The sequence below is a fragment of the Isosphaeraceae bacterium EP7 genome (assembly GCA_038400315.1).
GTDB lineage: Bacteria > Planctomycetota > Planctomycetia > Isosphaerales > Isosphaeraceae > EP7.
In genome coordinates, this window is the sequence record CP151667.1 from 514,203 (window position 1) to 535,191 (window position 20,989).

Genomic DNA, 20,989 nt, shown 5'->3' on the forward strand with positions numbered 1-20,989 from the left:
GCGACCGGCCCCTCTGGATGGCTCGCCTTTGATTGTAGCGGAGGCCGTCCAGCGGGGCAGATTGTGCCGCGCCAAAGTCCGATCGCCGGCGCCGAATGCGCCGCCGCGTGCACGGTCCAGCCCGGCTCACTTCCCATTGTGCCAACGGATTACGGACTGAACTCGAACCCTTCGGGACGGGGCCGCGAGGCCCGCGACGCGCCATGATTCTCATCGGGACCGACGAGGGGATCTATCGCTGGTTCGACGGCAACCCCTGGCCGACCTTCCACGGCCTCCAGGGGCGCTCGATCTCGGCGCTGGCCGCCGGCGGCGGCGGGTTCGTCGCGGCCGTCGACGCTTCGGGCCGGATCCTCGAGTCGCTCGACAACGGGATGACCTGGCGCGCCCTCCCCTTGCCCGAGGGGCTCGACCGGCCCTCGGCCATCGTCGCGGTCAACTCGCCGGCGACGCTGGTGGTGGCCGCTCGCCCACTCGGGCTCTACGGCCGGCTGGCGGGCACATCGACCCACCCCCGCCGGAACGTGATCGAGCTGGCCCGCGAACTCGGGCCGATGGTCGTCCGCCGGGCCCGCAGACTCGGCGGAGCTGCCGCCGTGGCCGAGGCCCCCAGGCGTGGCAAGTCGGCGCAGGGGCAGGCGCCGAAGGTCGCGGTCGACCCGAAGGGCTGGACCAGGCTGGGGCTGGCCACGACGGCCGGCGCGGGGGTCAGGCCCTTCGTCCGGGCGCTGGCCGCCGGGGCCCTGACGATCGAGCCCCTCTTCGCCGCCCTCGACGGCGCCGGCCTCTGGGCCAGCCGCGACTCCGGCGCCACCTGGGCCCGCTGCGCCGGGCTGCCCGCCGCCGCCGAGGTCTACACCGTGCGGACCTCGCCCAAGACCCCCGGCCTGGTCGTGGCCGGCACGGCCGCCGGCTGCTGGGTCAGCAACGACTCGGGCGCCACCTGGGAAGACCGCAGCGGAGGCCTGGGCGATGCCCTGCACGTCCGCTCGGTGGAGATCCACCCCGACGACCCCAAATCGCTCCTGGCAGGCGCCGCCCCCGGCCCCGTCGACGGCAAGGCCGTCCCTCGCGAGGGCCTGGGCTTCCGGCTCTATGAGTCCGCCGACGGCGGCAAGAGCTGGTCGCACGTGAAGCGCGGGATGATCGAAGACCTGGAGTACGATACCATCGCCGACATCCGGTTCGACCCGGCCGAGCCCCGCAACATCGTCGTGGCCCTGGGGTCCGGCGAGCTGCGCGTCAGCCGCAACGGCGGCGAGTACTGGAGCCCCCTGGCCCGGCAGATCAAGGCCGTGAGAGCCCTGGCCGCCTCGGCCTGATCGGACGGACCCTGATGCTGATGGAACCCTCGCGGAGGCCCTTGCCTTGGCCGATCCAACGCCCGTCGCCGTCACTGACCTGATGCCGAGGATCGACCGCGCCTTCGAGTTCGCGGCCCGTCAGGTGCGCGGGGTCATCGATCGGATGCCCGACGAGTTCCCGATCTACACCACGGGCGGGCGCTGGAAGCACCGGGGCGAGCTCTGGACCGACTGGTGCGCCGGGTTCCACGCCGGGATGATGTGGATCCTGGCCGACCAGACCGGCGACCCTCGCTGGCGGGCCGACGCCGAGCGCTACTCGAAGCTGCTGGAGTACAAGCAGCACGACCGCGACGTGCACGACCTGGGGTTCATCTTCCTGAACACGTACCTCCCCTGGTATCGCGCCACCGGCGACGAGCACCTCCACCAGGTCCTCATCACCGCCGGTCGTACGCTGGCGATGCGGTTCATGGAGAAGGGGCAATACCTCCGTTCGTTCGTGGCGCCCGAGAGCCTGTTCATCGACATCATGATGAACGTGCCGATCATCTTCTACGCCGCGCGCGAAACCGGAGACCCCGACCTGGCACGCATCGCACGGGCCCACTGCCGGACCACCGAGCGCACCATCGTCCGGCCCGACGGCGGCACCGCGCACGAGGGGATCTTCGATACCCAGACCGGCACCTTCTTGCGCGAGTCCACCCACCAGGGGCTCAGGCCCGACAGCGACTGGACCCGAGGCCTCGCCTGGTCGCTCTACGGCTACGGCACCGTCTTCACTTACACGAATGACCCGGTCGACCTGGCGGTCGCCTGCCGGAATGCCGATCACTATCTTTCACGCTGCGGCGAGAGCATGGTCCCCGCCTGGGACTTCGACGCCACCGACGGCCAGGACGACAGCTCCGCGGGCGCCATCGCCGCCTCGGGCCTGCTCCAGCTGGCCGACCTGACCGTCGACGCCCCCGAGCGGTCGGCACGCTACCAGGCGGCCGCCCTGAAGGCCCTGGACACCCTGCTCTCCGACCGCTATGTCGCCTGGTCCGACCCCGGCTGGGAGGGCGTGCTCAAACATGGCGTCTATCATATGCACAAGCGGCTGGGCGTGGACGAGTCGGTGATGTGGGGCGAATTCTTCTTCCTCGAGGCCCTGGCCAGGGTGAAGAAGGCGGGGACCGCCCAGGGGCCCTGAGCCCCGCGCCCGGCTCGAGAAAAGATCGTGACCGGTCCCCGGTTTGCACTGCAAGACCGAGGGGCCGGGAGACTCGCCTTCCCCAACGCAGACAGGAGTCCCGACCGATGAGCCCCGACGACGCACGCGACGACGACGATCGCGCAGAGCCGGCCACACCCGGCCCCGACGAGCCGTCGCGCCCCGCGCCGCCGGACGACGCCCCGGCGCCCGAAGTCGTCCCGGCCCCGGACGACGCCCTGCCGCCGCCGATCGTCGACGAGGTCCTCATCGTCTCCCTGGAAGAGCTTGACGAAGACGACGAGGACGCGGACGAGCCGACCCTCGAGACCTTCCTCACCCCCGCAGGCTCCTCCCCCCTCCACGGCCTGGCCATCGTCGAACTCGACGAGAACGATGAGCCTTACGACGACGACGAGCCCGACCCCGACGACGAGGGAGACGACGATGAGGAGCCCCGCACCGTGCTCATCACCGGCGCCTCGGGCACCATCGGCCGGGCGCTTCGGGCCGCCTGGGGCGATTATTACGACCTCGTCCTCATCGACCGCGAGCCCGACCCCGACGAGCCCAACCTGATCGTCGCCGACCTCTCCACCTGGGATGACGACTGGGTCGCCCGCTTCGACGGGGTCGACACCGTCGTCCACCTGGCTGCCAACCCCGACGACACGGCGAGCTGGGCCTCGCTGGTCCGGCCCAACCTCGACTGCCTGAACAATGTCATGCTGGCCTGCGCCCTCGGCGGCGTCGAGCGCGTCGTCTTCGCCAGCTCGGCCGAGGTCCTCGGCGGCTATCGCGACCAGGGGGACATGCCGATCACGGCCGACCTTCCCCCCCGGCCCATCACCGCGCAGGGGGCCTCCAAGCTGATCGGCGAGCGCCTGGGCAAGGCCTTCTCCACCGGCTTCGACCTCAGCTTCGTCGCACTCAGGCTCGGGCACATCAGGCCCGGTGGCAACCATCCCGAGGGGCTCCCCGACGCCTGGAGCCGGTCCATCTGGATTTCCAACGACGATCTCGTCCATCTCTTCGAGTCGGCCGTCGAGGCTGACCTCGGCGACCAGACCTTCCTCGTGGTCCACGGAATCTCCAACAACCGGGGGACCCGCTGGGACCACTCGGGAGCCGAGGAGATCGGCTACGTCCCCGAGGATGACTCCGACGGCGCGGGGGCCGACGTCGAGGCCGAGGCCGAAGCCGATATCGATCTCCACTGAGTTGCCGGACCGAGCACGCCAGGCGAGAGACGTGACGATTCATGCCCTTGCCCCTGCTCGTAAACCTTGCCGCCGAATGGGCGAAGCGAGTGTTGATCGAAGGCGACCTCGCCATCGACGCCACCGTCGGCAACGGCCATGACACCGCCAGGCTGGCCCGACTCGTCGGGCCGGCCGGCCGCGTCCTCGGCTTCGACATCCAGGCCGAGGCCCTCACCCGGGCCCGCAAGAAGCTCCAGGCCGAGGGCCTGGAAGACCGGGTCCACCTCATCCTCGACTCTCACGCCAACCTGGCCACATGGGTCGCCCCGGGGGCCAGGCCTCGCCTGGTCGTCTTCAACCTCGGCTACCTGCCCGGCGGCGATGACACCGTCACGACCAAGGCGGCCTCGACCTTGCCCGCCCTGAAGGCCGCCCTCGACCTGCTCCTGCCGGGCGGACTCCTGATCGTCATCGTCTACACGACCCGCGAGGCGGGCCGGGTCGAGGCGCGGGTCGTCCTCGAGTGGGCCAGGAACATCCCCCCCACGCGTGCCGATGTCATGCGTGTCGAGCCGCTGAACACCCGCGAGTCGGCCCCCGTGCTCCTCCTCATCGAGGCCCGTGGCGACGCGGCCAAGGCCAACGGCGACCTCCGGACATCGCCATTCATTGACGGTTACCTCCGGCCCTCGCCATCGACGGACGGCGAACCCGACCCGGCCCCCGGCGAACAAGCGGACGGGACCCCAACGCCGTCGCCCGGCGACTGACCCCACCCACTATCCAGCCCGTTCCAGCAACCAGGCTTCCCAGACGCCGGTCGCAACCGCTGCCATCCCATCCCGACCATGTTGTGAATGATTCGCACTGTTCTCGTCGGGGTATGTGCGTTTCACGGGATTTTGGAGTGAGCCAGGGTCTAAAGGATCGGCAGCCCCGTAGGATTTAAGTCGTTTATTTCAGGAGAGATAGGTTCCAATCTTTTGTGCGACCCTGATTTTATTGGCTAATGATCAGAAAATTGATCGAGATTGTTCTTGATTGACACGATCAACTTGGTGTAAAACGATCGCTCGCCAAGCGGACTACGGGCGACGTGGCCCGGCGAGACGACGGCAAGAACGGCTAGGAAGGTTCACGAGAATGGTTGAGTTGACGGTGATCACGGCGGCAAGGCGGCCGGCTCGAGGGATGGGCTCCGGTCGGGCGAGGCGAGTCGTCGGCCTGACGATGTTGCTGGCATCCGTCGCGGTCGTGGGCTGTTCCAAGGGGCCCGCAAGGCTGGCGGTCGTCCCGGTCACCGGCAAGGTGACGTTCAAGGGGGTACCGCCCGACGGGGCCCTCGTCGTGTTCCACCCGACCAAGCCGCTGCCCAAGCAGGAGGGGGGCCTCGAGACCCCCGACCCCAGCGGCCAGGTCAAGCCCGACGGGACTTTCCAGCTGACGACCTACGACGGCAACGACGGCGCCCCCGAGGGGGACTACGCCGTGACCATCCAGTGGTACAAGCCCGTCAAGTCCGGCGCCGACACGAAGGCCGGCCCCAACGTCATCCCGACCAAATACGGGACACCCGACTCGACCCCCTGGAAGGCGAAGGTGGACAAGACGGCCACCGAGCTGCCCCCCCAGGAAATCGGCGGCTGACGGGCCCGGGCGCCCCTCGAGGCGCCCGCCCAGGCCCCACCAAAACACGCGATCATCTCGTCATCTGACCGAAATTCTCGGAGGAGATTCCCATGAAAACGCCCCCGCGCCGCGGCTTCACGCTCATCGAACTGCTCGTCGTCATCTCGATCATCGCGGTCCTCATCGCGCTGCTGCTGCCGGCCGTGCAGAGCGCCCGCGAGTCCGCCCGCCGCATCAGCTGCGTCAACAACGTCAAGCAGCTCGGCATCTCCCTGCATAACTTCCACGACGTCAACCTGAACTTCCCCGCCAGCATCCGCCCGGCCGCCACCGGCGCCGGCCTCACCATGCCGCGCATCGCCGGCCTCACGTTCATGCTCCCCTTCTTCGAGCAGTCCGTGATGTACAACGCCTACAACCAGTCCGTCAACTGGAGCGCATTCGAGAACTCGACGGTCTCCAGGTCGAAGCTCAACACCCTGATCTGCCCCTCCTCGCCCCAGGGCTCGACCGTCCTCGACGGCGACCCCCAGATCGCCGGGATCATCACGGCCTGGACCCCCACCGTCAACGCGGTCACCGACTACTCGCCGACGATCTCCGTGGACGTCCGCCTGGGACCGACCGGCCTGAACCTGGTCGGCCCGTCCGGCGCCACGACCGGCGGCACGGGCATGATCCCCAAGGACAAGAAGTCGACCTTCGCCGACGTCACCGACGGCACCTCTAACACCGTCGCCTACGCCGAGAGCTCCGGCCGCCCGAACGTCTATCGCAAGGGGGGCAAGACCTTCGGCGACCCCACCACCCGCCGCGTCAACGGCGGCGGCTGGGCCCGGCCCGCCAGCGACTTCAGCATCGACGGCTCCAGCCTCGACGGCAGCGTGATCCCCGGCCCCTGCCCCCTGAATTGCACCAACGGCGAAGACATCGGCACGGCCACCTTCCCCTACCCCTACTACGCCTCCGAGGGGAGCAGCGAGGTCTTCGCCTTCCACCCCGGCGGTGCCAACGTCCTGATGGGTGACGGATCCGTCCGCTTCATCAAGGAGACCGTCGGCATCCGCACCTTCGCCTCCCTGATCACCCGGGCCGGCGGCGAGATCCTCAGCGCCGACTCCTACTGATCCCGATCGACCGATCTGATCCACCAGCGAGGCCGGACGCGGGCCGAGGGCGAAACCCCTCGGACTGCGCCCGGCCTCGCCCGTCGACGTGCCGGCGAGACGCTTGACCCCGGGGGCGGTTTCAAGTCCCATGGACCTCGATTCATCGAACTCACCGAGATGTGAGCCACAAGACCAGTACGCGCCGGATCTCTCGGTCTGGCGGGCATGGCCTCGCCGGCGAGCGAGCAGGTCGCGCACTTTCCCTTGCATCCGCCGGAGACGTCCAGGGCCATGGAACACGAACAGCCGACCGGTGCGCCCCTCCCCGGCCGCCGCGAGTTCCTCGCCGCCGCGGGCCTCTCGACGATCCTCGCCGCCTTCCACGGGGCCGCGGCAGTCGGCGCCCAGGCCGCGCGGCCGTCCCGGTTCTTCTTCACCTCGAAGGGCAAGACGTCGCTCGTCAACGCCGACGGCAGCGGCCTGCGCACCTTCGAGTTCGACAAGCCCGGCCAGGCGACCTGGCAGGCGAGCCCACTCTTTCCCGACGGCCGCCGCGCCATGTTCCTCAGCATGGAACCGCGCCGGGACGGCCCCGGCAAGTCGTTCGAGGAGTACTACACCCAGACCCCGACCCATCTCTGGATCCACGACCTCGAATCGGGCTCGCTCGAAGAGATCTGCACCAAGGACCGGCTCGCCCCGTTCATCACCCCCGCCCTCCTGCTCAACGACGACCGCCTGCTCATCCAGGTCGTCCGCGACAAGGTCGGCCAGGTCTTCAGCGTCCGCCTCGACGGCTCCGACCCGCGCGAGTTCACCGCCGCCGGCGAGGGCCTTCCCTACGGCCTCAGCCTCAGCCCCGACGGCACGCGAGTCGCCTTCCACCTGGCGGGCCCGGAAGGCTACCAGGTCTGGACCAGCGACCTCGAAGGCAAGAACAGGGTCCGCGTCGCCGCCCAGCCCGGCCACCTCTACTTCGGTACCTCCTGGTCCCCCGACGGCCGCCGGATCCTCTACGTCGACTGCCACGCCGGCGAAGACCCCGGCCACGACTGGGCCGACGTCTGCGTCGGCCGCCCCGACGGCGCCGAGCACAAGGTCCTCACCTCCGGCCAATCCATGTGGTTCGCGGCCACCTACGGCGACCCGAAGACGCGAGGAGGAGGCTCCAACGTCCCCGCCTGGACCCCCGACGGCCAGATCCTCTTCCCACGCCGACTCCCCGGCTCCAAGGTCGCCTGGGAGTACCAGCCCCAGCGCCCCGACACCGACCATTTCAACCGAGACTACAAGCCCGACCTCGCCCGGGGAGGCACCGAGATCTGCCGTCTGAACCCCGACAACGGCCAGGTCAGCCCCCTGACCCATTCCGACCCCCCCACCTGGGACTTCCGAGCCTCCGCGTCCCGCGACGGCCGCTTCATCGCCTTCTGTCGGGCAAAAACCGGCGAGGCCCCCGCCATCTGGGTCATGGACGCCGACGGCCAGAACCCCCGCCGCATCACCCAGGGCCACGACAACCAGGGGGCCGACCACCCCCGCTGGCTCTGACGTACCGCCCTGATCTCTGCAATGCCACCGACGTTGGGTTAGAATCCGCCCCGTCCCCGGACCTCGTCACGCCCTTCTCGCCGCCCGGAGCCCCTCGACCATGACCCCAGCACGCGTCCCGATGGCATTGCTCGCGGCGGGCCTGATGGTGGCCGGCCTGATGGGCGCCGACGACCCCGCCCCGCAGCCCGGCCTCATCTCCAGCAAGTTCATCTACGACAAGGCCCCCTTCCCCTCCGCGCACGCCTCCACGATCGCCGAGACGAAATCGGGCCTGCTCGCCGCCTGGTTCGGCGGGACCGATGAAGGGCGTCCCGACGTCGGCATCTGGACCTCCCGCGACGACGGGCAGGGCTGGACCCCGCCGGTCGAGGTGGCGAAATGGGACGAAGGGGGCAAGCGCCTCCCGTGCTGGAACCCCGTCCTCTACCAGCCCAAGGGCGGACCCCTCTGGCTCTTCTACAAGGCCGGGCCCACCCCCGCCAACTGGTGGGGCATGCTGATCTCATCGACCGACGACGGCAAGACCTGGTCGGCCCCGGTCCGCCTGCCCGACGGCATCCTCGGCCCGGTCAAGAACAAGCCCATCACGCTCAAGGACGGCACGATCCTCTCCCCCACCAGCTTCGAGGACAAAGGCTGGCGAGTCCACTTCGAGCGCACCAACGACCTGGGCAAGACCTGGCAGACCGTCGGCCCCGTCGAGGACGACAAGCCCTGGGAGGCCATCCAGCCGACCCTCCTCGTCCACCCCAACGGCCACATCCAGGCCCTCTCCCGCAGCCAGCAATCGAAGATCGTCGAATGCTGGTCGCCCGACGGAGGCAAGACCTGGTCCAAGCTGATGCCCACCTCCCTGCCCAACCCCGACTCCGGCATCGACGCCGTCACCCTCGCCGACGGCCGCCACCTCCTCCTCTACAACCCGACCACCAAGGGCCGGACCCCCCTGAACGTCGCCCTCTCCGCCGACGGCCAGGCCTGGAAAACCGCCCTCATCCTCGAAGACAAGCCCGGCGAATATTCCTACCCCGCCGTCATCCAGACCTCCGACGGCTTGGTGCACATCACCTACACCTGGCACCGCAAGAAGATCCGCCACGTCGTCGTCGACCCGGCGAAGCTTGTGACCACCTCGCCGTGAGACATCCAAGGTCCAGCCGAGTGCGACGGCCTGGCAGGAGTTCCGACTCAACCCCGTGGATACCCGGGTAAGCGGTCGAGAACGTCCGAAGGAGGCACGCGATGCGATTCCTCGTCCTCCTGGGCCGCGCGATGCCGATCGCCCTATCCCTGTGGCTCATCGAGGTCGTCGCATACGCCTACGGGATCATGAGCGTAGCGATCGTCTGCGTGGCCCTGGGGGCCGTCTGCGGCCTGGCGATCACGGTGAAGTTCCGGATGACCCTCAAGGACGCGTTCGAGTCCGCGAGGTTAGGGATGATCGTAGGGTTCCTGGGCTGGTGCGTCATCGTCGCCCCTGCCATGAGCCTGATCGGCTACGAGGATGACACCGGCCCCCGCAAGCGGCGAGAGGCGTGCATCGCGGCCATCCGAGCAGCCATGAAGCAGGCGGCGACCGACGGCAGGGCTCCGTTCGACGCCCTTTCCCGACCCGTGGAGTCGGCCCTGGCGAAGCTTCCCGACCACCCGCTCGACCGCCCGCTCTCGGTGGCCGGCCTGCTGCCGATCCTCGACGATCCTGACCCGAACGTCCGGGCCCAGGTCATCCTCGCCTTGGGGCGATTCGAGAGCGTGTCGTCCACCATCCTGCCGCTGCTGCTGCAACAGTTCGACGCGAAGGAGCCCCGCATCCGGGCCGCCGCGACCGTCTCGCTGGCCGGGATGCGGCCCTGGACGACGGCGTTGCGGGACCGGATTTTTGAGATGCTCACCGATGAGATCGCCGAAGTCCGATCCGCGGCCGTCACGGCCGTGGGCAAAATCGCGGTCTTTCTCGGGGATGGCGACCTCGAGCGTCTCAGGGGGTTGGAGCTTGAGGAGGAGACGAAGAAGGGCCTGGAACACCTATTCCCCGAAAAATGAACCTCGCGTTCGAATTCTCGTTCGCTCACGCCTTGAATTGAAATCAGGCCACCCAATCCCTTGCCATTTGAGCCCGCGATCGAGCCGTTAACTTCCGGCTGCCTCAACAGGAAACCGTACGGTCACTCTCGAAACCCAAGAGCCGCTGCGACCGGAGCCCGTTTCAATTCGCCGTCTCACGGGTGCAATCCAGCCGCACCGGGTTGCGGGAGAAGGGGCTCTGGAGGAGGATTTTAAGTGATACAAGCCAACGACCCATCCCTGTGGCGGTGCTCGTGCGGTTTCTGCGAGGGCTAGGATGTTACGCCTGAGATGCATTCACACCGGTCAATATTCACTGGGCGTCTCCTGGCCTTCCTGGCAGGCATCTTGATCCTCAAGGTGACTGCAAGCATCATCTCCAATTATGGCAACTACTTCCCGCCTGACTTTGCTTCCGACTTCCTACGTGGCCGGCAAGCCCACTTCCGGGGGGCTTACCGCTGGGCGTTCTATATGCACATCCTGTCCGGTCCCGTCTCGCTGATCCTGGGCTTGATCCTGGTCGGTGATATGTCTCGGGCCCGTTTCCCGACGTGGCATCGCCGTCTCGGACGGCTCCAGGTCGCGTGCGTCGTGCTGCTGGTGACGCCCAGCGGACTCTGGATGGCCTACCATGCCGCCGCTGGTCCGACCGCGGCGGTCGGGCTGGCGGCATTGGCGATCGCCACCGCGACCTGCGCCTTGCTCGGCCTGAGGTCGGCGGTGGCACGACGGCTCGCGGATCATCGCCGCTGGATGTGGCGATGTTATCTCCTCTTATGCTCGGCCGTCATGCTCAGGCTGATCGGAGGGCTGGCGACGGTCGCGGGGATGACCGCTCCGTGGGTCGACCCGCTGGCGACCTGGCTGTGCTGGCTCGGGCCCCTCGCGGCGTTCGAGCTGCGCGAAAGGGCGTTCGCCGTCCCTCATGGCCTCACCACTCCTTGATCGCGTCGTTGTCGTTCCCTGAGATCGACAGGAGTGCCCGTCGCACCGGGGCTGGCGTGTTAGCCTTCATGAACCTCACGCTGCCGTCGACGAGGGACACGTTCGTGCCCCCCGCGTGGTGAAGTTTCGCCTTCGGATCGAGCCTCATCACGGTGGCCGCGCCGTTGTCGAAGGGAGCCATCCAGGGGATGGCGTCTTCCTCACCGGCCTCGATCACCGCGAGCGTCGACGAGGGGCTGTCGGTGATCTCGTCAAGTCGGCGAGGGCGCCCGGGGACGAGGAATCCGTCGGGACCGACGACCGCCAGATAGGTCGTCGTACTCTTCGCGTGTGAAGCCCCGGGGCAGGTGAAAACCGCCAGCTCGGTCGCGGACGCGGAGGCGTTCACCGGGTCGTTCCACGGTTTCGAGAGGTCGATTTTTTCGTAGAGCGGCTTCAGCTCCAAATAGGGCAGGATCAGCGTGCGCCAACTGTGCAGCGGCCTTCCGTTTGCGTCCATGGTGTACGCGGGCGGCAAGGCCTTATATTCCTGTTCATAGTAATACAGGGCCAACGCGATCTGCTTCAGGTTGTTCGTGCACTGGGCCCGACGCACGGCTGGCCCTGCACTCCGGTTGGCCGGTAATAGCAGCGCGATCAGGATCGCGATGATGGCCCCGGTCAGAAGGAGCTTACCGAGCGTGAATCTTCGCCCGGAGCCCGGCTTCGGGGTGTTGTCGTTGAACTCCGGATCCTTCTCGAAGCTGGCGAGCATGGACGTGGTTCCTGATTCGCCGTGCCCCGGCCTGATTGACGTCATCGCCCGATCCCATTCTACGCGTCGTTGCGCAGATTCAAAGCGTCTCCAAAACGGCCATTCCCGGGACGAAGACCCAAAGCTCCCGAAATTTTACGTGCAAGCACAATAACCATATTTAACATTTATGGATTTGAAATCTAATCAAATTTTTACATTGACTATATCGATGGTCGCAATAATTGTGAATCTCGCAAATTCGTATCCAGGTCCAGTCTACTGAGCTGAGAAGACGCCCGGCGTTGCGAGGACGCACGGGCGGAGCTCCTTCTGGACTCGTTCAAACGTCGGAGATGGGGCACGCTCCCGGCATCGCGCCGCGTCGCGCCCGTCACGACGAGTCTTCAGCCCAGACCGCCGTTAGTCATTTTCCGAAAAGGAGCGAAGGATGATCGGTCGCAGAACCATGCTTTCGTCCATGATTCTCATTTCGGGGATGTCTCTCGTCATCGCAGGCGACGACTGCGGTTCGCTTCTCCCACCTCGGGCCTCGTTCCGTGGTCTGTCTTTCGAGGAATGGAACGTCCTCTGGTCACGACGAACCATCGAACTCAACTTCGCGGAGACGACCAACGTCCCCGAGACGCTGAAGCGGGTCCGCTTCCTCCCATCCGTGGTCACCCCGGGCAACTACGAGTTCGACGTCAACCTGCCGCCCGGCACCGGCTTCGTGACGGCCCCGTTCTTCATCTACGGTGAGCGCTTCGACGATCCCGCAGTTCCCGACGATACGCCCCAGTTGATCGTGGACCTCAAACTCTTCGAGACCGCTGACATCCAGGTCATCCTCGACGGTCGAGTGCTGCTCAAGGGCACGGGAGCCGACCTTCACCGCTGGCACTTCGGCCCGACCTATTTCAAGCGACCGATCGTCTATGCCGAGCCGCAGTTCCGGTTCAATAACGAGGCCGGCAACCCGGTGAATGCCGTCGAGGCCCTCTTCGTCGAGGGGATTGGCACCGTCTATAGCCCCTTGTCGCGCGGCAGACATACCCTCATCCAGAACGTCTCGAGCCCATTCTTCGGAGAGTTCCACTACGTCTATCATCTCAACGTCTCGCGCTGACGCGGGCGAGCCGCGAAAGGCGGGCCTCGAGAAGGCAAGACGCCTCTGGGCTTGGGTCCCTGTCCCGGTTCGTTGTTTTCTCTTCCTCGGCGACCGGGACCCCGGGTTCCGATCCAGGAACGAGACAGTGCGAAGTCCCGATCGAAGGACGCTTTCGTACTGTCGTCAGGCTGCATCGGCGCCCCATTGGGCAAATGTTCCTGGGGCGTCTCGCGTTGGACTTCGGCAGGGTTACAAGTCGTGACGGCCGAGCGGGCGTCTGATGGCTGTCGCGGGGAGACCCGACAACTCGGCGATCGGGCCGCTCGCGGGGATCGTCGAAATGTTCCGCCGAGGGGAGGTCGCTTCTCCGATCTCCCGCCCACGCGGGTGATTCTCTGGGTGCCCTGACTCCCGGTCGCACGATGACCGGCCCGTTGACGCTGCCGTCGTGCGCCGTAGAGTAAACAGTCCGGCACTCACTTCGGGCGCCGGGTGCCCGCGGTCGGGGGTTGCCCCATGGTTCGTCGTGCGTATTGGCCGGCCCTGGCCCTGGTTGCGTCGCTCGGGGCGGGGGTGGTCGGGGCCCAGGAGCCCTCGGCGGACGACCCCAGGACGGCGCTGGAGTTCATCCAGGGGTTGCGGGACCGCAGGTACCACGATTTAGCCGTCGAGGCCGTCGAGCGATTGCGGGGGCAGGCCGATTTGCCGCCCGAGATCAAGTCGGTGCTCGACTATGAGCTGGGGCGGACCCTGCTGGATGAGGCGTCGTCGGCCGCCGATCTTGAGCAGCGGAGCAAGCTGCTCGATCAGGCTCGCGGGCGGCTGGATGCCTTCACCAAGGCCGAGCCCAACCACCCGAAGGCGTCGGAGGCGCTGGTCCAGCTCGCCCGACTGCTGGTCGAGCGCGGTCACCTCTCGGTGCTGCTGGGCGAGGACTCGGGGACCCCGGCCGCCAAGGAGGCGAAGCTCGCCGAGGCGCGGGGGTCGTTCGTCCAGGCACGGGCGACGTATGACGCGGCGAACAAGATTCTGGGGGCCGCTTACGCGACGTTCCCCAAGTTCCTGCCCGCCGGCGACGCCCGCATCAAGGCCCGCGACCTGGCCCTGAACGCGATGATCCAGGGGCAGTTGCAGCGGGCCCTGGTCGACTATGAAGAGGCCCAGACCTACCCGCCCAAGGACAAGCGGCGCGACGACCTGATGGAGAAAAGCCGCGTCGCCTTCGAGGCGATTTACAAGGACCACCGCACCGAGCTGGCCGGGCTCTATGCGAGGATGTGGCAGGGCAAGTGCTACGAGGAGCGTGGCGACCTGGGCGAGGCCATGGGCGTCTACAACGAGCTGATGCAGCACGACGACCCGCTGCTTAAGCCGCTGCAGCGCCAGGTCGGCTACTTCAGGATCCTGGTCATGGCCAAGCGCAACGAGCACGCGCTGGCCGCCGACGAGGCCGTCCGCTGGCTCCAGGCCTACCCCACCGAGCGCCGGAGCCCCGAGGGGATCGGCGTCCAGCTCGCCAAGGCGCGGAGCATCGCGGCGCAGCTGCCCGACCTCAAGGAGTCGGACCGCGAGGCCGCCACCAAGCTCGTGGTCGAGGCGCTCACGGAGGTCGTGCGGTACGCCTCGCCGCACAAGGCCGAGGCCGTCGAGCTGCTGAAGAAGTACCGGACCCAGCCCAACCTGACCCCCGCGGCCGTCGCCGGGCTGTCGTACGAGGCCGCCATGGGCGCGGCCGAGGAGGCGCTGGCGTCGCAGGATTACGACCGCGCCTCGACCTTATTGCGTGCCGCCATCCGCAAGGCCGACCCCGCCAAGCAGCCCGACCTGGCCAACCGCGCCCGCTACCTGCTCGCCTTCGCCGCGTACCAATCCAAGCATTACTACGAGTCGTTCCTGCTGGCCGACCACCTCGCCAGGCGCTACCCCAAGTTCGACCTCTCGGCCAAGGCCACCGAGATCGGCATGGCCGCGCTGCGAGCCGCCTACAACACCTACAACCAGGTCGACCGCGCCTCCGACCTCGACCGGCTCGTCGAGTTCGCCGCCTACACCGCCGAGACCTGGCCCGACGTCGACCAGGGGGACAACGGCCGGATGGCCCTGGGCGAGGTCCACCTCAGCCGCGGCAAGTATCCCGACGCCGCCGCCGCGTTCGAGTCGGTCCGCAAGGATTCGAGCCGCTGGCCCGAGGCCCAGTCCTCCGCCGGCGACGCCCACTGGAAGCAGGCCCTCACGATCAGGGCCAAGGGCGACCCCACTTCCACCGCGGCCAACCCCGACGTCGACGCGGAGTCGAAGAAGGCCGTCGACGCCCTGCTCGCCTCGCTGGCCGCCAGGAAGACCGCCGGCGTGCCCGTCACCGATGCCGGGTTCCTGGAGACCGCCTGCGTGCTGGGCGACGTCTACCTGGGCACCGACCGCGCCAAGGAGGCCGTCGAGCTGCTCCAGCCGCTGGCCGCGGCCCTCGCCACCCCCGCCGCCGACGACAAGCCCGCCGAGGCCGACGCCTCGCGCGCCAAGGTGCTGGCTCTGACGATGCGGGCCTACATCGCGCTGGGGCAGCTCGAACGGGCTCTCGTCCTGCTCAAGCCGCTGGAGTCGGCCTCCGCCGGCGGCGCCAGCATCACCCAGTTCTACTTCAGGCTCGGCCAGCTCCTCCAGAAAGAGATGCTGGCGCAAGAGCGCAAGAACGACGCGATGGGCCTGAAGCGGACCCGCGACGCCTACCAGCGCATGCTCGACGCCCTGCTCGCCAGCAAGGCCGGCCAGAGCTACGACTCCCTCCAGTGGGCCGGCGACGCGATGCTCTCCATCGACCGGCCCAAGGAGGCGTCCGCCATCTTCGACCGGATCCTCAAGACCTACGAGGCCGACCCCGCCTTCAAGGCCAGGCCCGGCTTCGAAAAGCTCCTCCTGCGCACCAAGCTCAGGCAGTCCGAGGCCCTCCGCGGCCAGAAGGACTTCGACGGCGCGGCCGCCGGCGTCGCCGCGCTCATCAAGCAGAACCCGCGCGCCCTGGAGCCCCGGATCGAGCAGGCCCGCCTGCTGGAAGACCGCGCCCTCGCCGGCAAGGGGTCGTGGGACAAGGCCCTCACCGCCTGGCAGATCCTGGGCGCCCAGCTCCGGTCGGCCACCCCCAAGCCGGCCGAGTACTTCGACGTCTGGTACCACGTCGCCTTCGTCCTCTGGAAGAAGGACGACAAGGCCAAGGCCGTCCAGACCCTCAAGGCCATCATGCGCACCTCCCCCACGCTCGGCTCCCCCGAGATGAAGACGCGCTACGACGAACTCCTCCGCCAGATCGGCAACTGAGCGTTTCTTGACTCTTCGCACGACACCGCCGACACGGAGACAGCCGCCGATGACTCCCCGCCGCTGCGCCTGGACCGTCCTGATGACCCTGGGGCTCGCCGGCACCGCCCTCGGGCAGGCGGCCGACCAGATCGTCCTCATCCCCGGCTCGGCCGTCAAAGGCCCCGGCGGCCGCGTCCGCGGCCAGGTCCAGTCGGAGACCCCCGCCGAGGTCAAGATCGGCCTGGGCGCCAACACGCAAACGGTCCCCGTCGACCAGATCCAGTCGATCGTCTACGGCGGCCAGCCTGCCGGCATCGCCCTGGCCGAGAGCCGCGAGGCCGCCGGGGCGCTGGCCGAGGCCGCCGAGCTCTACAAGAAGGCCATCGCCGAGGCCGGCGGCAAGCCCTTCGTCGTGCTCGCCTGCCAGTTCAACCAGGCCCGCGTCCTCGCCGAGCTCGCCCTGGCCGACCCGACCAAGGCCGCCGAGGCCACCGCCCTGCTGGAGACCTTCGCACGCGTCGGCTCCACCTCGCGCCACCTCGCCCCGGCGCTGGAACTGCTGGCCCGCTTGCAGCTCCAGAAGGGGGACAACGACCCGGCCGAGCAGACCGTCAAGAAGCTCGCCGCGCTCCCCGGCGGGGCCGACCGCGCCGCCATCCTCAAAGGCCGAGTCCTCGCCCGCAAGGGGGACGCCGAGCAGGCGATCAAGGAGTTCGACGCCATCATCGCCGCCGCGCCCGAAGGCTCGGCCAAGCGCCGGGGGGCCCAGCTCGCCAAGGCCGAAGGGCTCGCCTCGCTCAAGAAATACCCCGAGGCCGAGGCGCTCCTCCGCGAGGTCATCAAGGCCAGCGCGCCCGAGGACGCTCCCGCCCAGGCGCTGGCCTACAACACCCTGGGAGACTGCCTGCTGGCCGCCAACCAGCCCAAGGCCGCGCTCCTCGCCTACTTGCGCACCGATATCCTCTATTCCAAGGACAAGGAGCACCACCCCCGCGCCCTCGCCCAGATCGCCCGCCTCTGGCGCGACCTGAAGCGCGACGACCGCGCGGACGAGGTCCTCGAACGCCTCAAGCAGGAATATCCGCAGAGCTCCTACCTGTCCGGCGCCGCCCGCCGCTGACGCCCGCGCCGGGACGGCACGTCCTCAGGCGGCGTCGACCCGCGCCACGATGACCGTCACGTTGTCGGGTGCCCCGCCGTCGAGCGCCGCGTCGATCAGCCGCTTGCAGGCGGGGCCAATCTCCGGTTCCGCCTGCAAGATCGCGGCGATCTCGAAGTCGCGCAAGGGCTCGTTCAGGCCGTCGGAGCAGAGCAGGATCCGGTCGCCCACCCTCAGCTTCAGGGTCCGCACCTCGGCCTCGACCCCCCGAGACGGGCCGCCCACCACGTTCGTGATCACGTGCCGCTTGCGGTGCGTCCGCGCGTCCTCGGCCGAGATCAGGCCCTCCTCGACCATCTCCTGCACCACCGTATGATCGCGAGTCAATTGCTCCAGCGCGCCCGCGCGGAACAGGTAGGCCCGCGAGTCGCCCGCGTGCAGGATCGCCATCTCATCGCCCACGGCGTAGACCATCGTCAGCGTGGTCCCCATCCCCTCCAGGTTGCGGTCGGCCTCGGCCGCGTCGGTCACCGCGCGGTCGGCCCCGCTCAGGCCCTCGCGCAGCTCGCGGATCAGGGAGTTCTCCTCCGCACCGGTGCGCTGGTGCATGAACCACTTCAGCGATTCCAGCACGAACGTCTCGACGCTCTCGATCGCCAGCGCGCTGGCCCGCTCGCCGGCCACGGCCCCGCCCATGCCGTCGGCCACCACCATCAGGTAGCCCTCCTCGCGCGAGAACCGCAGGGGGTCGGTCTTGCACAGGCTGGTCTGCTGCACGTACAGGCTCTTGGCCAGCGTGGCGACCAGGAAATGATCTTCATTGTTGGATCGGACCCGCCCCGCGTGGCTCAGCGTCTCGGCGCGCACCCTCATCCGCGGGCTCACGCCCGTGATCGCCGTGTCGCCGCCGCCCGTCGACGGGAGGGTCGCCTGCTGCATCGGCTCGACAGACATCATCCAGGCCCCTATTCGTCCACACCGCCCGACGTGGCCTCATTGATCTTCCGACGATCGTCCACGGCCCGGCGGCCGCCGTCAACCCCGCCTTGACCATTCCCCCGCGGGCCGCGTCGAGCCCCTCGCGGACAGCCGATCTCCGGATGAGAACGCCCCGAATCTCAAGGGGATCGAATCCGCTCGCTGGGGCCTCTCCGTGAGGTAACCTGGGTCGCCGGGAGACGGGTCGAGCTTGACCCGGGCACGAGACATCATACCATCGGCGCATTCACCTTCGATCCTCCGCCAATGCCAGGGAGGCACACACCATGCGACCGGATCGCCGAGCCCGGAGACGCGGCGGGTTCACCCTGATCGAGGTGCTGGTCGTCATCACGATCATCGGCCTCCTCGTCGCCCTGCTCCTCCCCGCCGTCCAGTCCGCCCGCGAGGCAGCCCGACGGCTGCACTGCCAGAACAACCTGAAGCAGATCGGCCTGGCCTTGCACGGCTACCACGACGCGCAGGGCTCCTTCCCGCCCGGTTTCTCGCTCGACCGGCCCGAGTCCGACGGCTACTCCAACGGCTGGGCCTGGGGGACTCGACTGCTGGACGGCCTGGAACAAGGCACGCTGGCCAACGCCCTCAACATGAATCTCCCCTTCCTGAACGTGTACCCCAACAAGACGGTCATCGACACCCAGCTCTCCGCCTTCCTCTGCCCCAGCACCGTCGAACGCGGCCCGTTCCGCACCGGGTTCCTCCCGATTGCGGTCGGCGGCATCGAACAGCTGGCGCCCGCCCAGTACATCGCCTCGTCCGGCTACGGCAAGTTCCGGGGGCAGCCCGGCCCGATCGGTGCCGGCGATGGCGTCTTCTACCTCAACAGCCGAGTGACGATCCCCGGCGTCGCCGACGGCCTCTCTTCGACTCTGATGATCGGCGAGCGGTCGCGCGACGTCGCCGATGCCACATGGGTCGGCGTCCCGCATGCCGGGATCGGGTTCTGCACGACGGCCGGCTGGCCGATCAAGGCCTGCGCCCCGGCCATGTTCATGGTCCTCGGCCGTACCGGACCCTCCTCGGAGATTCAATTTATCGGAGGAATCGCCCCCAACCAGATTCCCACCGGCAGCACGCCCAACGACCCCGGAGCCGGTGCCGACGGATTCCGTAGCATGCATCCCGGGGCCTGCAACTTCCTCCTGGGCGACGGCTCGGTCAGGCTCATCAAGCAGACGATCACCCCGGCCGTCTTCCGGGCCCTGGGAAGCCGATCCGGGGGCGAAGTCCTCGGCGCCGACCAAGATTGAACTGTAAGGATCCCACGCAGCCCTCACCGAGATTCATCCGTCAACATCCGGAACCTGGAGGCCATCGATGCCCCGGTCGGGATGATCGGGATCGGCGGGACCGTGAGCGGTCCTCCGTTCATGGAATCGCCAGATCACGATAAGATAGGGCCAGGTCGATCGAACCTGACGAAGGTGAGAGGAAGACACGGCCATGACCCCGACCTCAAAGCAACCCGTGATCGATCCCGACGGTATCCGCTGGATCGGCGGCGCATGGTTCGGGGGCCAGCTCGGCGGCACGGCCTGGATGCTGACGGCGTTCGCGACTTATGTCTGGCAAATCCCCTGGCTCGGCCTGCTCTTCCTGTCGGCCTTCCTCGGCATCAACGCGGCGGGAATCTGGATCTGGCGGAATCGCGGGCGGTTTCGATTCTTCCGCTCGATCCAGCTCATGATCCTCGTGTGCGGGGGGCTCGCGCTCCTCTCGATCGCTGCGTTCGACTCGCAACCGTCGTGGGGCCTGCTTCATGACGTGGAATGGCAAGGCGGAACGCTCCGTTGGCGGGAAATGAGACGGTCGGAGCTCCGCGGCGTCTACGGCATCTTGCTCATCCAGGTCCCGTTCATGCTCCTCCTGTTCGAAGTCCTGGGGCGACGGAGCCGGCAGCGGGGTGGGTGAACCGCCCGACCCGGACAGACGATGCGGCCCAAACCGTCGCGGCCTCCCGCTTCGCGGGGCTGGCGTTGATTGGGCATGCGTTCAAGCGAAGACGTCGGGGCAGAATCCCCGGACCTGTTCTCCCGGCCGAGCCTCTCATCGGACTCGACCGCGATCCCCCAAAGTCGGCGCCGCCAGCGTCGATGCCGTCAGTCACCCTCGACGGTGAACGAGCCATCGGGGTTGACCGTCACCAGGGTGTGCCCGCCCTGGTTGTGGGTGACGTAACCGCTGATCGTCTTCGCGGAGACGGCACCGCCGCGAGCGGCGCGAAGGATGAGTGTGCCGTCGTGCTGAATCCAGAAAGTGCGTCGGACGGAATTCCCGGGCGAGATGGAGCCGAACTCGATCTCGCACCCGCCTCCCGAGACATGGACCTCATCGAGGCGATGTCTTGAGGCGTTGCTGATGACTACCGAATAAACGGTGTGGACGGCGATGACCCCGACGAAGAGGACGCCGACCACGAGGACGTTCGAGAGAAGCAGGCCGCCGGCGCCGAGCGTCGAGAGCCAGAGCCGCCGTCTCGGAACGTCGGGGTTGGAAAAGTCCTGCCAGCAGGAGCGGGCGAGCGCGATCGCGACAACCGGGAACATCGCCACACCCCCCAGCAGGGCGAGAATTCCCAACGGCCCAAGGAGTAACGGCCAGCGCGTGACGATCCAGAGCAGGAAAATCGCCACGCCGACGAGGAGCGGAAGGGCCCCACAGAACAGGGCGACCCTGTAGGCTCGATTCATGAGATGGGGCCGATCGACGTTCGACGTTAACGCTCCGCGGCCGATACCCCCCTCG

At 67.9% G+C, this 20,989-nt stretch carries 18 protein-coding genes; 15 read left to right on the plus strand and 3 right to left on the minus strand.

Going from position 1 to position 20,989, the window contains the following annotated elements:
• Positions 1 to 203 precede the first annotated feature (203 nt).
• The 10 genes from EP7_RS02150 (at position 204) to EP7_RS02195 (ending at position 11,008) form a co-directional block, all read left to right on the plus strand.
• On the plus strand, positions 204 to 1,322 hold the full coding sequence (locus tag EP7_RS02150; protein WP_463525926.1) for a WD40/YVTN/BNR-like repeat-containing protein: 1,119 nt from the start codon (positions 204 to 206) through the stop codon (positions 1,320 to 1,322).
• Positions 1,323 to 1,368: 46 nt separating this feature from the next.
• Positions 1,369 to 2,502, plus strand: coding sequence for a glycoside hydrolase family 88 protein (locus EP7_RS02155; protein ID WP_463525927.1), 1,134 nt, complete (start codon positions 1,369 to 1,371; stop codon positions 2,500 to 2,502).
• A 107-nt stretch (positions 2,503 to 2,609) separates the two neighbouring features.
• Positions 2,610 to 3,722 (plus strand): NAD-dependent epimerase/dehydratase family protein, encoded by a 1,113-nt coding sequence (locus EP7_RS02160; protein WP_463525928.1) that lies wholly within the window; start codon positions 2,610 to 2,612, stop codon positions 3,720 to 3,722.
• A gap of 41 nt (positions 3,723 to 3,763) precedes the next feature.
• Entirely contained in the window at positions 3,764 to 4,474 is a 711-nt protein-coding gene (mnmM, locus tag EP7_RS02165; RefSeq protein WP_463525929.1) for a tRNA 5-(aminomethyl)-2-thiouridylate-methyltransferase MnmM, read from the plus strand.
• Between the two features lie 373 nt (positions 4,475 to 4,847).
• Positions 4,848 to 5,351 carry a hypothetical protein gene (locus EP7_RS02170; protein ID WP_463525930.1) on the plus strand — a complete coding sequence of 168 codons (504 nt, stop codon included), beginning with the start codon at positions 4,848 to 4,850 and terminating at the stop codon, positions 5,349 to 5,351.
• Between the two features lie 92 nt (positions 5,352 to 5,443).
• Positions 5,444 to 6,460 carry a DUF1559 family PulG-like putative transporter gene (locus tag EP7_RS02175; protein ID WP_463525931.1) on the plus strand — a complete coding sequence of 339 codons (1,017 nt, stop codon included), beginning with the start codon at positions 5,444 to 5,446 and terminating at the stop codon, positions 6,458 to 6,460.
• 273 nt (positions 6,461 to 6,733) lie between these two features.
• Entirely contained in the window at positions 6,734 to 7,993 is a 1,260-nt protein-coding gene (locus EP7_RS02180; protein WP_463525932.1) for a TolB family protein, read from the plus strand.
• A gap of 100 nt (positions 7,994 to 8,093) precedes the next feature.
• Positions 8,094 to 9,137, plus strand: a complete 1,044-nt coding sequence (locus EP7_RS02185; protein ID WP_463525933.1) for a sialidase family protein — start codon at positions 8,094 to 8,096, stop codon at positions 9,135 to 9,137.
• Positions 9,138 to 9,238: 101 nt separating this feature from the next.
• Positions 9,239 to 10,039 (plus strand): HEAT repeat domain-containing protein, encoded by an 801-nt coding sequence (locus tag EP7_RS02190; RefSeq protein ID WP_463525934.1) that lies wholly within the window; start codon positions 9,239 to 9,241, stop codon positions 10,037 to 10,039.
• Between the two features lie 312 nt (positions 10,040 to 10,351).
• Complete coding sequence (locus EP7_RS02195; protein WP_463525935.1) at positions 10,352 to 11,008, plus strand: DUF2306 domain-containing protein; 657 nt, start codon at positions 10,352 to 10,354, stop codon at positions 11,006 to 11,008.
• Here EP7_RS02195 and EP7_RS02200 read toward each other — a convergent pair.
• Positions 10,995 to 11,762, minus strand: a complete 768-nt coding sequence (locus EP7_RS02200) for a DUF1559 family PulG-like putative transporter (RefSeq protein ID WP_463525936.1) — start codon at positions 11,760 to 11,762, stop codon at positions 10,995 to 10,997. The two genes, EP7_RS02195 and EP7_RS02200, sit on opposite strands and share 14 nt — an antisense overlap.
• Positions 11,763 to 12,222: 460 nt before the next feature.
• Between EP7_RS02200 and EP7_RS02205 the strand changes: the two genes are divergently transcribed.
• The 3 genes from EP7_RS02205 to EP7_RS02215 all read left to right on the plus strand — a co-directional run bounded on the left by EP7_RS02205 (position 12,223) and on the right by EP7_RS02215 (position 17,266).
• Positions 12,223 to 12,870: a hypothetical protein gene (locus tag EP7_RS02205; RefSeq protein WP_463525937.1), complete on the plus strand. Its 648-nt coding sequence runs from the start codon at positions 12,223 to 12,225 to the stop codon at positions 12,868 to 12,870.
• A 498-nt stretch (positions 12,871 to 13,368) separates the two neighbouring features.
• The gene (locus tag EP7_RS02210) at positions 13,369 to 16,164 is read left to right on the plus strand and encodes a tetratricopeptide repeat protein (RefSeq protein WP_463525938.1); all 2,796 of its coding nucleotides are present in this window, start codon (positions 13,369 to 13,371) and stop codon (positions 16,162 to 16,164) included.
• A 49-nt stretch (positions 16,165 to 16,213) separates the two neighbouring features.
• Complete coding sequence (locus EP7_RS02215) at positions 16,214 to 17,266, plus strand: tetratricopeptide repeat protein (RefSeq protein ID WP_463525939.1); 1,053 nt, start codon at positions 16,214 to 16,216, stop codon at positions 17,264 to 17,266.
• A gap of 24 nt (positions 17,267 to 17,290) precedes the next feature.
• Here the strand turns inward: EP7_RS02215 and EP7_RS02220 are convergent, their stop codons facing one another.
• Positions 17,291 to 18,199 (minus strand): PP2C family protein-serine/threonine phosphatase, encoded by a 909-nt coding sequence (locus EP7_RS02220; protein ID WP_463525940.1) that lies wholly within the window; start codon positions 18,197 to 18,199, stop codon positions 17,291 to 17,293.
• A 311-nt stretch (positions 18,200 to 18,510) separates the two neighbouring features.
• Between EP7_RS02220 and EP7_RS02225 the strand changes: the two genes are divergently transcribed.
• Together EP7_RS02225 and EP7_RS02230 are read left to right on the plus strand one after the other, a co-directional pair.
• Positions 18,511 to 19,494: a DUF1559 family PulG-like putative transporter gene (locus EP7_RS02225; RefSeq protein ID WP_463525941.1), complete on the plus strand. Its 984-nt coding sequence runs from the start codon at positions 18,511 to 18,513 to the stop codon at positions 19,492 to 19,494.
• Between the two features lie 193 nt (positions 19,495 to 19,687).
• Entirely contained in the window at positions 19,688 to 20,155 is a 468-nt protein-coding gene (locus tag EP7_RS02230) for a hypothetical protein (protein WP_463525942.1), read from the plus strand.
• 188 nt (positions 20,156 to 20,343) lie between these two features.
• Here EP7_RS02230 and EP7_RS02235 read toward each other — a convergent pair whose 3' ends face one another.
• A complete protein-coding gene (locus tag EP7_RS02235) occupies positions 20,344 to 20,934 on the minus strand; it encodes a hypothetical protein (RefSeq protein ID WP_463525943.1) in 591 nt (196 codons plus the stop codon).
• Between the last annotated feature and the right edge of the window lie 55 nt (positions 20,935 to 20,989).